A 15,089-nucleotide genomic window follows, 5' to 3' on the forward strand; every position below is an offset into this window, starting at 1 on the left:
AAAACATTAAATTTTTCTAAACGATGATGAGGTCAAAAAAGTATGAAAGAAAAGCCACCTGACCTTATCTATCATACTTTTTTGAAACTATTCGTTACTTTCTGAGGTTTCTTTTAAACCATTGAATAAAAGATTTAAAATAATTGCGGTAATGCTGCTCATGACAATTCCATTACCAGTAAACATGCTAACAGTTTCTGGTACTTTATTAAAGAGCGTCGGCATAATATTAAAGCCTAAACCAAAGCCAATCGAGATGGCAATAATTAATAAATTTTTGTCATTTGAGTAGTCAACTTTTGACAACATGCGCATTCCTTGGACAGCCACCATTCCAAACATAACCAGCATTCCGCCGCCTAAAACCGGCTCTGGGATAATTTGAGCCATCGCACCAATTTTTGGTAATAAGCCTAAAATAATTAAGAAAAAAGCAGAAAAATAAATTGGTCGACGTGTTTTGATCCCAGATAATTGAACTAACCCGACATTTTGAGAGAAACCTGTATAAGGAAACGTATTAAAAATCCCCCCTAAAATGACGGCTAAACCTTCTGCATGATACCCACGACGTAAATCATCTTCGCCAATTTTCTTCCCTGTAATGTCTCCTAAGGCAAAATAAACACCTGTTGATTCAACCATACTAACAATTGAAATAATAATCATCAACACAATAGAAGAAAGATCAAACGTTGGTTTGCCAAAATAAAATGGCTGTGGAAAATGAAACCACGTAGCTTGACCAACAGGAGATAAATCCACTAATCCCAGAAACGCAGCTAAAATTGTGCCGCCGACTAGGCCGATTAACACGGCAATTGACTTGATAAAGCCACGTCCCCAAACTTGCACAACAATGATTAAGGCAATTGTTACAAATGCGAGGAGCAAGTTTTTAGGATCACCAAAACTTTTGTCCGTTGCTAAGCCGCCACCCATTTTTTCAACAGCAACAGGAATTAAGGTCAAACCAATAACTGTAATGACTGTGCCGGTGACTAAAGGCGGAAATAGACGTTTAATTTTTGAGAAAAATCCTGCAATAAGAACGACAAAAATGCCCGAAGCAATAATTGAACCGTAAATTGCACCAACCCCTTTGTTCGTACCAATCATGATTAAAGGCGCAACTGCTTGAATGGCACAACCTAAAACGACTGGCAAGCCAATCCCAAAAAACTTATTCACCGTTAATTGTAAAAGTGTCGCAACGCCGCACATAAAAATATCGATTGAAATCAAATACGTCATTTGTTGCGAATCAAAATTCAAGCCGGTTCCGATTAATAAAGGTACGGCAACTGCTCCAGCATACATCGCTAATAAATGTTGCAATCCTAAAACGGCGGCTTTCCCATTTGGTGTTTCCGTCTGTTGTGGTGTATTCAATTGTTTTGTTTCCAAGATTATGCATCCTCCTCTAAAAACGTCACCGTTCCTTCACTTAATGAAGCAATACGTGCTAAAGAGACTACATTTAAGCCCATGTCTTCTAATAACTGACGACCATCTTGGAATGATTTTTCAATTACGATACCAATTCCTTCAACCTTTGCACCAGCCTGTTGGCATAATTCTACCAATCCTTTGGCAGCTTGTCCGTTAGCTAAAAAGTCATCAATAATCAACACTTTATCAGCATCAGATAAAAATTTTCTTGAAATGGAAATTTGACTTGTCACTTGTTTTGTAAATGAATAAACTGAAGCCGTTAAAAGCTCTTCATCCATGGTTAAACTTTTTGCCTTACGAGCGAAGATCATTGGCACGCCTAATTTTTGCGCTGCGTATAAGGCAGGAGCGATTCCTGATGCTTCAATTGTAATTACTTTGGTAATGCCTGCTTCTGCGAAAACCTCAGCAAAACGATTACCCATAGCCTCCATTAATTCTGGATCCACTTGGTGCGTAATAAAACTATCTACTTTTAAAACACCTTCACCTAATACACGGCCATCATTTTTAATACGTTCGACTAATTCCTTCACAATATGAACTCCTTTACTTATTTTTCGATAGATGCTTTGTTCTCATCCTGAGGAAAGGACGGTTCGTTAAAAACGAACGAAATAAAACAAAGTGCTATTTATATTCGTGTTCTAACAAAAGAAAAAAGCCCATTTTGCCAAAGCAAAAAAGGGCTATCCGCTCTTCTTCACTTATAGACCAGCATTTACGGTGCTGGGTAGAGACGGTCAACCGTATTTTGACCTTATACAAGCTTCTATGTTTCTCTAGGATAGTACAAAAATCTCTAACTTTCAATGGTTTAACAACTTTTTTTCATTAGAATTTTCAAATAATTGGTTCATTCTTCCATTGTTCCGTAAAAGCGAACATTAAATAGCCAAAAACGCTTTGGCAGGATCGGCTGCCAAAGCGTTTTTTATTCTTCATCGGTTGCTTTTTCTTGTTCACGATATTTTTTCATTTTTTTGCTGAATAATTCACCGTTACTAGGGGGCGTATATGTAATAGCATTCGCTCCGGCGATAATGGTTTCATGGATACTCGATTCAGTTGGTCCTCCTGTTGCAATAATCGGTAATTCTGGATACTTACCACGGAAATAGCGTACGGTGGCTGCAGTGTCTTTTCCTGCACTGATATTAATCATATCCACGCCAGCCGCAAGTTTTTCATCAATTGGTGTATGAATAGAAGTTACTGTGCTGATAATAGGAATATCGATTGCTTCATCCACCATTTTAATTGTTTCAATTGGTGTAGGACCATTCAAAACGACACCCATTGAGCCTTGTGCTTCTGCAAATAAACTCATATAAGCAGAACGCATGCCTTGCGTTAAACCGCCGCCGACTCCTGAAAAGACAGGAATATCCGCTGCTTCAATAATGCCTTTTGTAATCGCTGGATGCGGTGTAAAAGGATATACAGCAATCACTGCCTGTGCATCCGTATTGCGGATAATCGCAATATCTGTCGTAAAAATAATTGATTTTATTTTACGGCCAAAAATTTTAATGCCACTGGCTTGCCGAATAATCTCTGGCATTTTTACAATATCTTGTTTCAGCGGCGTCATAATTTCTGGAATCCACTTTTCGCTCATTGTCATCGTTCCTCCATGCTTAACGGTCGTATTTATTTAAATTGTATTCTTCAATTACATGAATGATCTTATCAGCGTATGTAGGATCCGTTGCGTATCCAGCATCTTGAAGCGCTTGTGCAGCCTCTTTATAATTTTTGGCTAACAAGACTTTTTCATATAAATTTGGATCCCAATCGACCCCATCAACAAATAACTTGGTATGATCTCGCATGGATTCTTCCCAATTGTCATAAACTCGAAAATCACCCTGAATCGTAATCCAGACCTCATTGACATACTCTTTTGTTTCTAAATTGACTTTTGGTTGATTGCCATATGCTTTAATCCCAAAAAGATTGTTATATTTCGATGCTAATTGACTTTGTCCAAAATTTGATTCTAAAACTGCTTGCCCCATAATAATACTTGGTAATACCCCGTAAGATTCTTGTAATTCACGTGCATACGGTGTGATTTCAGCAACAAATTCTTCTTTTGAGATGTTTTCATTTTGGCGATTGACTGACTCGCTTTGTCCCTTATCTGAATCAGAAAGGACAGATAACGAAAAGACAAAGGCCAAACCGACGACAACTACGCCTAAGAATAACTTTGGCAAATTCAGCTGCTTTTTTCTTTTTTTCTGATAGTTGCTCACTTCATTAATTCCCCACTTCATCTTTTATTTTCCGATAAAATGTTTCACTATCTTTCACTTTCGTGATTGATTTCATTTGTTACTATAACCGAATAATTGTATCATTTTCACAGAAAATTATCAACTTTCATCACTGCTTACGCTCGTGATTTCAGTACTTGATTCAGTGGTAGCAGTTGAAGAAACTGTACTACTTTCAGAAATTTTAGTGGATGATTTCACTGTTGTTTCAGTTGATGTGTGAACAGATTCTTCAACTGGCTTTTTGCCAAAAAAGACAAAAATTACCGCACCAAACATAATAATCACAGATAAAATCCCAGCAATTGTGTATTTCAAAAGACCATCCTTCCTATTCGTTATTCACCTACGTAAGTATCCATCAGATTTTCATTGACCCAATCTAATAATTCAACTTTTGAACCTTCCAATTGTCGTTGAATCGTAGCTGGTAACCGGAATGTAATAATGTCATCAAAACCCCATTCGCCATAGGCCAGCGTCACTTTCAAATCAATATAACCAGCAGCAATTTCTTGTTCCTGTTTATTGTTAGGAATCAATTCTACAACGCCCAAATCAGATTGTAGCCATTTTTTGGCAATTGTTGTTTTTAACCGTTTATATTCCGAAACAGCTAGGTTACGTTTTTCCGGAAATAAGATGGTTTGGCGGAGTATTTTTTGAGTCAGCATCCACTCATAATCCGTAAACAAATTCTTAATTTTTTGCATGACTTCATTGTCCAAACCAAATTGGCCTTCTTTCCAAGCTTGCCAATCGGCTGCTTGAATTTGATAAGCGGAGTAAAAATTTTCTTCTGTTTGGTACTGTTCAATAATTGCGTCAACAATAATATCTACATAAACTTGATGCATAATCATTCGCCTCCATTTTCTATTTTACTGAAATTCTCTAAAAAAAGCATCTTTTTATCTCTGGATTTTATCATATTTACAAAATTGTCCTTGTTTTCTAATTTCTCTTGTTTACAGTATAATAAATAATGAAGAAGATTTGAAGAAATTGCATAGATTAGGAGGACTTCTTTTGACAAAAAAATTATATCAATGGGGCATCGTAGGATTAGGTGGGATTGCCCACGAATTTGCTTCAACGTTTAAACAAGAAACTAGCCAACTTGCAGCTGTTGCTTCACGGACATTGTCTAAAGCAGAACAATTTGCCGCTGATTATTCAATCCCTAAAGCCTATGGTTCTTATGAAGAATTGCTAGCAGATGAAACAATCGATGTTGTCTATATAGCAGTGCCAAATAAACAACATGCTGAACACATTTTAAAAGCGCTCCAGGCCGGAAAACATGTGTTGTGTGAAAAAGCTATTACGATGAACGCGGCAGAATTAAAACAAGCCTTGGCAGTTGCAGAAAAAAATGACCTTATTTTAGCAGAAGCCATGACTATTTTTAACATGCCACTATACGACGAATTACGTCGCTTGATGGATGCTGGCAAATTTGGTCAGTTAAAAATGATTCAAGCACCATTTGGAAGTTACAAAGAACCCGATCCTAAAAATCGCTTTTTTAATCCTGACTTAGCAGGCGGCGCATTGTTAGATATTGGTACTTATGCGGTTTCGTTTGCTCGTTGGTTTCTCAGCTCACAGCCAGACGTTTTAGCTTCTAGCATGGTTCCTTTCTCTACTGGCGTTGATGAACAATCGGTGACATTGCTTCGGAATAAAGAAAATGAGTTGGCTACTATTTCATTAACATTCCAAGCAAAAATGCCAAAGCAAGGAATTGTTGCTTTTGAAGATGCCTATATTACCATTACAGATTATCCACGTGCAGATGAAGCGATTGTTCACTACAATGACGGTACGGTTGAGACCATCGTTTCTGGGTACTCAGCTGAAGCCATGAATTATGAAATCTACAATATGGTTGAAGCAATCAAAGGTACACAACCCAACCGCTCCTTATTTTTCACGACAGAAGTCATTGATATTTTGGACCAGATGCAAAAATTATGGCAGAATTAAAAAAAGAACTTCGGCTTTTGCTGAAGTTCTCTTTTTTATTTGTTCTCTATGGATAAATACGGTTTAACATACGTGGGAACGGAATCGCTTCACGAATGTGTTCATTACCAGTAATGAACGTAACAGCACGTTCTAAACCTAATCCGAAGCCAGAATGTGGCACAGAACCGTATTTACGTAAATCTAAATACCAGCTGTACTCTTCTTCTGATAAGCCAAACTCAGCTACTTTTTCTTTCAAATAATCATAATCAGTTGCACGCTCTGAACCACCGATAATTTCACCATAACCTTCTGGTGCAATTAAATCGGCACAAATTACAACATCTTCACGTGTTGGATGTGGTTTCATATAGAAGGCTTTAATTGCTTTTGGATAATTTAAAATGAATGTTGGAACGCCATAGTAATTTGAAATAAAGGTTTCATGTGGGCTACCAAAGTCTTCGCCCCATTCAATGTGATCATAATCATTGTTTGCTTCTTCTTTTTGTAATAACTCAATCGCATCATCGTAAGTAATACGTTTGAATGGCTCCGAAACATATTTTTCCAGTAACGCTGTATCACGTTCTAAAACATCCAATGGATATTGTTGATTTTTCAATACCGATTTAATTAAATGTTTTACGTAGGCTTCTTGAATATCTAGTGATTCTTCATGAGTTGTGTATGCCATTTCTGGTTCAATCATCCAGAATTCCGTTAAGTGACGACGAGTTTTGGATTTTTCCGCACGGAAAGTTGGTCCAAAAGTAAAGACTTTTCCAAATGCCATCGCACCAGCTTCTGCATATAATTGACCTGTTTGTGATAAGAATGCTGGTTGTCCGAAGTAATCTGTTTCAAATAATTCTGTTGTGCCTTCTGGTGCTGAGCCTGTTAAAATTGGGCTATCAATTTTAATGAATCCTTGTTCGTTAAAGAACTCGTAAGTAGCACGAATAATTTCGTTACGAACTAACATGATCGCATGTTGTTTGCTTGAACGTAACCATAAATGACGATGATCCATTAAGAAATCTGTGCCGTGTTCTTTCGGCGTAATTGGGTAATCTTCTGAAGCGCCAACGACTTCTAAATCAGTGATATCCATTTCATAGCCGAATTTAGAACGGCTATCTTCTTTGATAACACCAGTAACCATGACTGCTGTTTCTTGTGATAAATGTTTAATTTCTTGGAATTTTTCTGTACCAGCTTCTTCACCAAAGGCTTCAATGAAGTTTGGTTTGAACACGACACCTTGGAAAAAGGCTGTCCCGTCACGTAATTGTAAAAAGGCAATTTTCCCGCTTGAGCGTTTGTTAGCAATCCAAGCGCCAATTTTTACTGTTTCTCCAACATGTTTGTTTGAATCAATAATTTGAATTTGTTCCACGTTTGTCTCTCCGTTCATTTCTTAGTTTATTCTTTTAGGCGTTGTGCTGAATTCGTTTCTTTTCTATAAAGTCATTCATTCGCTCAATCGCTTTTTCTAACGTCATTAAATCTGTCGCATAGCTCATCCGCACATGTTCTGGTGCACCAAAGCCCTCTCCCGTTACCAGAGCAACATGCGCTTCTTGTAATAAATCTTCCACCCAGTTAGTCACGTTATCATACCCACAAATTTCTAACGTTTTTTTGACATTCGGGAATAGATAAAAGGCGCCTTCAGGTTTTATTAGCGAAACACCTGGCAAAGCTGCTACTTTTGGATAGATATGATTCAGGCGTTTTTCAAAGGCCTGACGCATGTCTTCAACTGTCGACTGTTCACCTGTTAAAGCCTCAATTGCCGCATATTGGCTAACTGCGACTGGATTACTGGTGGATTGTGAAGCGAGTTGTGTCATTGCTTGAATAATTTTTTCATCACCGACCGCAAAACCAATGCGCCAGCCTGTCATTGCATATGTTTTGGAAACACCATTAATAATGATTGTCTGTTGACGAATTGCTTCTGAGATGGTTGCAATTGGTGTGAACCGATGTCCATTGTACACCAAACGACCATAAATATCATCTGCAATAATGAGGATATTATGAGCAACTGCCCATTCACCAATTTGGCGTAATTCTTCTTCCGTATAAATAACACCAGTTGGGTTAGATGGTGAATTTAAAATGATTGCTTTTGTTTTGTCCGTTCGTACAGCTTCTAATTGTGCGACTGACACTTTAAATGATTGCTCTTGCGTGCTTGATACAAATACTGGCTTGCCTTCTGCTAATTTGACTTGTTCACCATAACTTACCCAATAAGGAACAGGGATAATCACTTCGTCCCCAACGTTCAAAATGGCTTGAAATAATAGATACAGCGCATATTTGGCACCATCTGTCACAATAACTTGCTTGGGTTGATAACGAAGTTGATATTCTCGTTCCACATAAGAGACAATTGCTTGCTTTAATTCAGGAATGCCGCCAGAAGGTGTGTAATAACTTGCTCTTCCATCCTCAATTGAAGCAATTGCTGCTTTTTGAATATTTTTCGGGGTTACAAAATCTGGTTCCCCAACCGTTAAGCTTAAAACATCTACACCTTTTGCTTTTAATGCTTTCGCCTTGGCGGCAGCTGCTAATGTAACAGAAGGAGTCAATTGCTGTGCTCGATTTGATACGTTCATACACCTTTCACTCCCACTTTCATCAAAACCTATCTAAATTAAATATCTTTGACAACGTTGATCTCTTCGCCTTTATCAAAGCTCATAAGATAATATGTTAGTACTCCTTGATCATTTTCGGTGACCACTTCCCATGCAGGGCGCTTATCATAAAGCCCTAACGTAGCTTTCATCACCGATTCATCGGGATGTGCTTTAGCAACAATGTCTGTTATTTGTTGTTCAGTTTGACCATCTTTTTGATTTAAGACCGTGACTTTTTCTCCCGATTTAGGGACAATCACGATAATCTCTGTGCCTTTATCATTTTTGCCGGTTAAAGTAAAATACGTATTTTTGCGTGTAAACCAGTAAAATTTATCAACTGTTTCTAAATTAGCAGAAGTTTTGGCAATTGCGGTTGCTTCTTTTTTGGCTTGGGCCATTGGTTGATTGGTTCGTACAAAAAAGATAATTATTGTTACAAGAATTGCTAAAAGGATTGCCAATAGGGTTAAAAGGACAGTAATCCGTTTCTTCTCTTTCTTTTCTTCTAATTCCTCCAAAAATCCTTCCATCCTCTCTAAACTTACTGGGTCTTATTATAGCAGAAAAATAGCGGCCTTTCACAAATATGACCTAAAAATAATCGATTATTTGTTTAAAAATTCCTTTAATTCTTCTAAAATTTCAGGCATGGGCGCTTCTTTTACTGAGAGTCCCTTGGGAAACGCTTTGATTAATCGTTTGCCATATTTTGCAGTGACTAAACGACGATCCAGAATCAGCAATGCCCCTCTGTCTTCTTCAGAACGGATTAAACGGCCCAGTGCTTGTCGCAAACGTAAGGCTGCTTTCGGTACCGCTTCTTGAGCAAATGGTTGTATCCCTTCTGCTTCTAAATACGCATATTTTGCTTGCACAAGTGGTCGTTTCGGGTTTTCAAAAGGTAAACGCGTGACTATCAATAACTGTAAAGCTGTTCCTGGTAAGTCCACACCTTCCCAAAAGCTATCGGCTCCTAGCAAGACATTCGGTTTTCCATTAGAAAACCGTTTAAGAATTTTTTCACGACTGCCGCTAATCCCTTGGGCGAGGACCTCTTGTCCTTTTTCCAATAATCTCGGCTGGACTTGATGATACACGGTGGACAATAATTCATGCGAAGTAAAAAGAACCAACATCGAACGTTCCTCTTGCGCCATCAATTTTTCAATGGTATCTGAAATGTATTGACCCATTTCATAGGAAGAGGCATTTTGAATGGCTACTGCTTCTTCCGGTACATAGACTCGCGCATTTTCTGCATAGTTATATGGCGTTGGCAGGGTTTTGAACGTCACCTCTGTTAAACCTAAGCGTTGCGGTAAATACTTTTTATTGTTGCCAAACTTCAATGTGCCGCTTGTATAAATAATTCGTTCATACCGCGGATACCACTTTGTTTCAGGAAGTAAACTAGCTTCTAAGTCATGAATTTCAATCAAGCCATGGTCTTCATTTTGTGGTAAATATTCTTTTACCCAACGTGGACGCCAATCATCAAGATAAATGGTAAAACAGTGGTGAATACGTTCAATTTCATCAAAAAATTGAAACAAGCGAACAAAAACGATGCGATCAGCCAAACTAAAGGTTTCCAACTGACTCATAATTGTTTGCTGTAACTTACTTTGAATAGTTAACAGCTCCTGCAGTAAAAGCTGGAGCGTTTGACTATGTTTTTCTCCCGCAGCAGATAAATAATCAATACGTTCTTTGGTTAAAAGCAACTCCTGATGGTCTATTCGCTTCTGCGTTTTACTAAATAAACGATGCAATTCAAAAAGAAAATCTTGCCATTCATCCACAAAATCCAATAAACCTTGCTGATAAATTTTTACAAGCCGCTGCTCTTCAGAAAACTGTTGAAAAATTTGCTGTAAAGCAACAAAAAGTTGTTCTTTTTCAATAAAATGCGTGACTTGTTTTTTTAGTATCACACTGTTTACTCGTTCGCTTGCCATCCGACTAGCGATGTCTGGTAAATGATGTGCTTCATCAATAATTAGCCACGGACTTTCAGGTAATAACGGTTGTTTTCTTAGCGACTCTTGCGCCAAAAATGCATGATTAACAATCAACACGTTACTTTGAGCGACTTTTTTATACAGATGTCTTAAAAAGTCAACTTCATAAAGTTCATCTTTTTTTGAAAGAAAATCCAATCCGCGATGTGTAACTTCTTTCCAGAATAAATGATTTAAATTCGTCAATTGTAGTTCATCTAAATCGCCCGTTTCTGTTTCTAGCAACCAGACGAGAACGCCCATTTGATAAAGAGCGTATTGTTTTTGCGGAGTTGGCTGATTCAACGTTGCCTTAAAGCGTTGTAAATCAAGATAGTGTCGATGGCTTTTAATAACAATGCCTCGTAATTTCCCTTGGCAGATTTGATTGGCTAACGGTAAATCTTTTTCCACTAATTGATTTTGTAAAACAATCGAAACTGTTGAAATGATGACTGGTTTTTCTGGCGTTGCTAAATAGCTCATCGGCAACAGATAGCCTAATGTTTTTCCCGTTCCAGTCGCTGCTTCAATAAATAAATCTTTTGTCGTTCCTTCTGTAAAATGATCATAGACTAAATTCATCATCCGACTCTGTTCCGCACGATAAGCGAAACGTTCGCCAAACAGTTTTTCTTTGGCTTTTTTAGTTTTGGGATACGTGCTAGTCTGATAGAACGTTTCTTCAAAAAGAGGAACTTCTTTTTTGCGTAAAGCAATGCCACTGACCACTTGATAAGCTGGATTTAATGGTGTGACTTGTTTTTTCATTTGTTCATACGTTTGTTGAATAAAAGTACTGGTTTCCCGCGCTGTCTGTTGACTTAATTCCGCAATTTTTTCCATAGTGACTAATGGTAAAGATTTCATTTTTTCTTGAATTAATAACAAAAGTTCGGCTGTAACCTGCGCATCACTATCTGCTTGATGGGGATTCTCATGAGACAAACCTAAGCTTTCCGACAAATCACTTAAACGGAAACTTTTTTCTGTCGGTAAAAAAATCTGTGCCAATTCCACTGTATCAATGGCTGGAATGGTAAGTGGCGGCGTGCCACACCGCACCAGTTCACGAGCTAAAAAATTATAATCAAAGTGGACGTTATGTGCCACAAAAATAGTATCTTCCAGATAATGATAAATTGTATGTGCTACATCTTCAAAATAAGGCGCTTTTTGAACTTGCGTATTACTAATCCCCGTTAAACTTTGAATTTGTTTTGGTACTACTTGATTGGGATTCACATCTGTCGCAAAGTTCGCAATAATCTTTCCATCTTGAACGAGAACGCATCCAAACTGAATGATCCGATCACTTGTAGGATCTGTTCCAGTCGTTTCAAGGTCAACTACTGCATACACTTGTTTGTCTTTCAATGACTTCACGCCTTTCATTCATCTTTGAAAATTATACTACAATTTATAGGATTTTCACTAGTATTTCAAAAATTCTCTTGAAATCTTTTCCAGAAATAATAAGAAAGAGCCTGAAACAAAAATCCAAAGTGATTTTTGTTTCAGGCTTAAAAGCTGATAAACTGAACGGTTTTGTCTTACCTTCTCCTAAATAAACGATTAATAACAGTCAAGGATTTTCTGCATATACTGGTTTAATTGCCCATAGCCTTCCAATTCTCTGATTACTGGGAGCGGACAACGAACCTTTTTATTAAATAGCGTCCGCTTTTCAACATATTCTGTAACTTCGTCTAAAAATTTATCTAATCCTTTTTCTAATTTCATACAACTTAACTGATTGCAAATTCGCACGTCTCCTGCCTTTTTCTTTTGAACTTGTTTAAATGATAGTGAGAATGCTTTTGCTTCAAACATTTGTGCTTCTAACTGTCTTTTTTCAATCGTTATTTTCGGTACTGCTTGATTTCCATCAGTATCCTCTAACTGGCGACTCATAAAGCGACGATAAATTTCCTCTTCTAATTCGTCCAATTGTCGTTGAAAGTCTGCAGGAATTGTCCGACTTGATGAATTTTCTTTCTCACTTTCCATAGAGGCAGCTTCTTTTTCTGGCTTCTGCTCCTCTTCTTTTTCGGCAGACTCATTCATTGAATTTAGCGAGCTTTTTTCTGTTTCTTGTAGAAAAGTAAATAAAGGTTTTGCCGCGGTGCTCTGCTGGTTTTCTTGTTTTTTTTCTGGCTGTGCTTCTTTAATTGGCGCTGGTTCAGATAACACTGGTTCTTTCGCTGGTTCTTCAAGTACTAGTTTGTTAACGGGAAGCACTGCTTCACTTGTTGCTACAGTTGTTTCACCTTCTTGATTTTCCAGATTATCAGGCGATAGATTGACGTCTGGTTGTTCCAGATTAGTATCCTCTGATACTTTCAGCGATGCCTGTTCTGCGGCTATTACAGGAGAAGCTCTTTTCAAATGGATCGTTTTTATTTGTCTAGAAATGACGGGATTTCTCGTTTGATTAACGGCTTCATTTAAGGAGGCTAAATTTTCTTTTAAAAGTGTCAACATTTCACGTAAGACAGCAATTTCACCAGCTAATTCCGTTAATTGATTTTCTTGCGGCACTACTTGCACATTGGTTTCATTCATACGGACTGTTTTTTTATTTTTAGTTGTTGGTATTTCATACATCCATTGCTTCAGTGCGGATCGTAAGTCACGAGTGGTCGGCTCAAAACTTCCAAAATAAACAGTGTAGTACATTAACTCCGTTTCAACATAAACATAAATCTTTTTAACAATTAACTCTTCAAACTGTTCTGATTCATCCCAACTTTCACATAAAGCCTCAAAAAATTGTTCCCCTTCTGCTAAATTTTGATACTCTTTCGCTAAATAAAGCTTGCGAATTAAGTAAAAATTATACGGTGTTTCAACATTATCTGCATAAATTTCTCGTCCTAAAAAATCTGGATTCGTTTCTTTACAAAGAAAGACCGTTTTCTCTTCTGGTTGTGTTTCAAGTGTTTTAGTCATGAGATTCACTTCCTTTTTCTCCGTTAATAACCATTTTTTAATGATAGATACTTTTAGTATACAGGAGAAATTCTTCTGATTTTCTCATATTTTTAAGAGACCATAGAAATTTTAGAGAAAAATCGACAGAAAAAAACGTGAGACAAACAGTCCTATTGACCATTTATCTCACGCAAAATACTTAAACTGACTATTTTGTCCTTGAAACATGCAACCAATTATTCTGCTGAATCAATTGGCAAAATCGTGTCTTTTTTCTCGCGACGTGCAATTGCTGGTAAAATCATTCCTAATAGAATTAAGACGATTGGTGTCACAATGTTAGAAGCTAATTGGAACAACCAGCCTTGAGGGTCTGAAGCATACTCAAATTTAGGCACCATTCCTAGGATACAAGCAAAGGCTGTAAATAGGAAACACCAAAGACCAAACACAAAACCAATTTTAGGATTTTTAACAAATTTATATTCTGAATTAAATTGTTTGTATGCTTTGTTTAGAAGCATATAGGCAAAGAAGACCCACAAGTAACGCATTGGCATAACTACAGAATTTAAGTTAGTTAGCCATTTAACCACTTCGTTCATGTCCTTCAACCCAAACATTGGTAAAGCGATAATAATACTTACTAAAATACCTGTTAATAAGTAACCATTAATTAACGTACCTTTTTTCGTACGTTTACGTAACCAACTTGGAACAAATTCTGGATCTGCTTCAGCTAAAAGAATTTTCAGTGGAGCATCAATTGAAAAGGCTAACGCAGCCACTTGACCCACTGTATTCGTTAACGCATAAACAATCATTAAGAGATTACCGACACCATAATACGCGCCTAATTTTTGGAAGGCACTATAGGCACCATTTGCCATTAAATCTTTAGGAATATTGTCACTTGAGAATAACATTCCCATTGCAAATGAACCTAAAACAGCCGATAAACCAACCATTGCTGCTAGGAAAATCATTCCTTTAGGGAACTCTTTGGCTGGATTTTTAGTTGCATTTACGTAAGGAGAAATTTTTTCAGCGCCACCTACCGCAAAAACTAACATTGATACGGTTGTAAAATAACTAAAGTCAAATTTAGGAATATAGGTGCTGACTTGTGACATGTTTGGCGTCGCAAATTCAACCGTTGAATTAATAAATGGTGCGCCTACCGCTAATAAAATGAATAAAATAGACATCACAAACATGGCGGTTCCAGCTAAACCACCAATAACTTTTAAGGTGGTTAACCCTTTTGTTGATAATAACAAGAAAACCAAGAAAATTATTAATGAAATAAATGATACCGTTACAATTGGCATCGTATTGACTAAGTTTCCATTCCCTTGAACTGCCCAACCTAAGGCAATTAAAATTGCTTGTGGTTTTTGTGCCAAGTAAGGAATGTGCACTACCCAATAAGTCCATGCTGCATAATAGGCTAGACGTTTAGTACTGGTATTTTGCACCCACGAACTAACCCCACCATTACTGTCTTTAAATGTTGAACCTAACTGTCCTACGATTAACGCATAGGGAATAAAATATAAAACTAAAATCAAAAGCCATGAAGTGACCACTGAAATCCCTTGTTGTGCATAATTATTCACAACATTTCCAAGACCCCAGACCATGTTAAAGGCAATTAACCCGACGGTGAACCATCGTAATTGCTTTTTGTCCATATAACCAATTCCTTTCTTATTAAAAAAATAAAGCTCTTCATTTATCATAAGCATTTTACTTTTTATGCACAAGCTCAACATAATTAAATAAAG

13 protein-coding genes and 1 riboswitch are annotated in these 15,089 nt (G+C 37.3%); of the genes, 1 reads left to right on the forward strand and 12 read right to left on the reverse strand.

Annotated features, from left to right (window positions below; genetic code table 11):
* Nucleotides 1-87: 87 nt before the first annotated feature.
* The 6 genes from IGJ46_RS08905 to IGJ46_RS08930 form a co-directional block, all read right to left on the reverse strand.
* Entirely contained in the window at nt 88-1,407 is a 1,320-nt protein-coding gene (locus IGJ46_RS08905) for a nucleobase:cation symporter-2 family protein (protein WP_002382793.1), read from the reverse strand.
* Between the two features lie 2 nt (nt 1,408-1,409).
* Nucleotides 1,410-1,991, reverse strand: a complete 582-nt coding sequence (locus IGJ46_RS08910; protein ID WP_002356804.1) for a xanthine phosphoribosyltransferase — start codon at nt 1,989-1,991, stop codon at nt 1,410-1,412.
* Nucleotides 1,992-2,145: 154 nt separating this feature from the next.
* Nucleotides 2,146-2,243, reverse strand: a riboswitch (purine riboswitch).
* Between the two features lie 146 nt (nt 2,244-2,389).
* Nucleotides 2,390-3,076 (reverse strand): hydrolase, encoded by a 687-nt coding sequence (locus IGJ46_RS08915; protein ID WP_002356802.1) that lies wholly within the window; start codon nt 3,074-3,076, stop codon nt 2,390-2,392.
* 19 nt (nt 3,077-3,095) lie between these two features.
* Entirely contained in the window at nt 3,096-3,737 is a 642-nt protein-coding gene (locus IGJ46_RS08920; protein WP_002366997.1) for a glycoside hydrolase family 73 protein, read from the reverse strand.
* Nucleotides 3,738-3,836: 99 nt separating this feature from the next.
* Nucleotides 3,837-4,016, reverse strand: coding sequence for a hypothetical protein (locus IGJ46_RS08925; RefSeq protein ID WP_002384259.1), 180 nt, complete (start codon nt 4,014-4,016; stop codon nt 3,837-3,839).
* A 59-nt stretch (nt 4,017-4,075) separates the two neighbouring features.
* Nucleotides 4,076-4,600 (reverse strand): hypothetical protein, encoded by a 525-nt coding sequence (locus IGJ46_RS08930; RefSeq protein WP_002382789.1) that lies wholly within the window; start codon nt 4,598-4,600, stop codon nt 4,076-4,078.
* A gap of 166 nt (nt 4,601-4,766) precedes the next feature.
* On the opposite strand from IGJ46_RS08930, the gene IGJ46_RS08935 reads away from it, so the two are divergent.
* Entirely contained in the window at nt 4,767-5,726 is a 960-nt protein-coding gene (locus IGJ46_RS08935; protein WP_002382786.1) for a Gfo/Idh/MocA family protein, read from the forward strand.
* Between the two features lie 46 nt (nt 5,727-5,772).
* On the opposite strand, the gene asnS is transcribed toward IGJ46_RS08935, so the two are convergent.
* The 6 genes from asnS to IGJ46_RS08965 all read right to left on the reverse strand — a co-directional run bounded on the left by asnS (nt 5,773) and on the right by IGJ46_RS08965 (nt 14,996).
* Nucleotides 5,773-7,125: an asparagine--tRNA ligase gene (asnS, locus tag IGJ46_RS08940; RefSeq protein ID WP_002376912.1), complete on the reverse strand. Its 1,353-nt coding sequence runs from the start codon at nt 7,123-7,125 to the stop codon at nt 5,773-5,775.
* A 16-nt stretch (nt 7,126-7,141) separates the two neighbouring features.
* Nucleotides 7,142-8,341: a pyridoxal phosphate-dependent aminotransferase gene (locus IGJ46_RS08945; protein WP_002359774.1), complete on the reverse strand. Its 1,200-nt coding sequence runs from the start codon at nt 8,339-8,341 to the stop codon at nt 7,142-7,144.
* Nucleotides 8,342-8,379: 38 nt separating this feature from the next.
* Nucleotides 8,380-8,898, reverse strand: coding sequence for a DUF5590 domain-containing protein (locus IGJ46_RS08950; protein WP_002388294.1), 519 nt, complete (start codon nt 8,896-8,898; stop codon nt 8,380-8,382).
* A gap of 75 nt (nt 8,899-8,973) precedes the next feature.
* Complete coding sequence (locus IGJ46_RS08955) at nt 8,974-11,763, reverse strand: ATP-dependent DNA helicase DinG (RefSeq protein ID WP_002362165.1); 2,790 nt, start codon at nt 11,761-11,763, stop codon at nt 8,974-8,976.
* Between the two features lie 180 nt (nt 11,764-11,943).
* A complete protein-coding gene (locus IGJ46_RS08960; RefSeq protein WP_218391201.1) occupies nt 11,944-13,320 on the reverse strand; it encodes a hypothetical protein in 1,377 nt (458 codons plus the stop codon).
* A 218-nt stretch (nt 13,321-13,538) separates the two neighbouring features.
* On the reverse strand, nt 13,539-14,996 hold the full coding sequence (locus tag IGJ46_RS08965; protein WP_002356790.1) for an amino acid permease: 1,458 nt from the start codon (nt 14,994-14,996) through the stop codon (nt 13,539-13,541).
* Between the last annotated feature and the right edge of the window lie 93 nt (nt 14,997-15,089).

Source organism: Enterococcus sp. AZ120, from assembly GCF_050546165.1.
Classification (GTDB): domain Bacteria; phylum Bacillota; class Bacilli; order Lactobacillales; family Enterococcaceae; genus Enterococcus; species Enterococcus faecalis.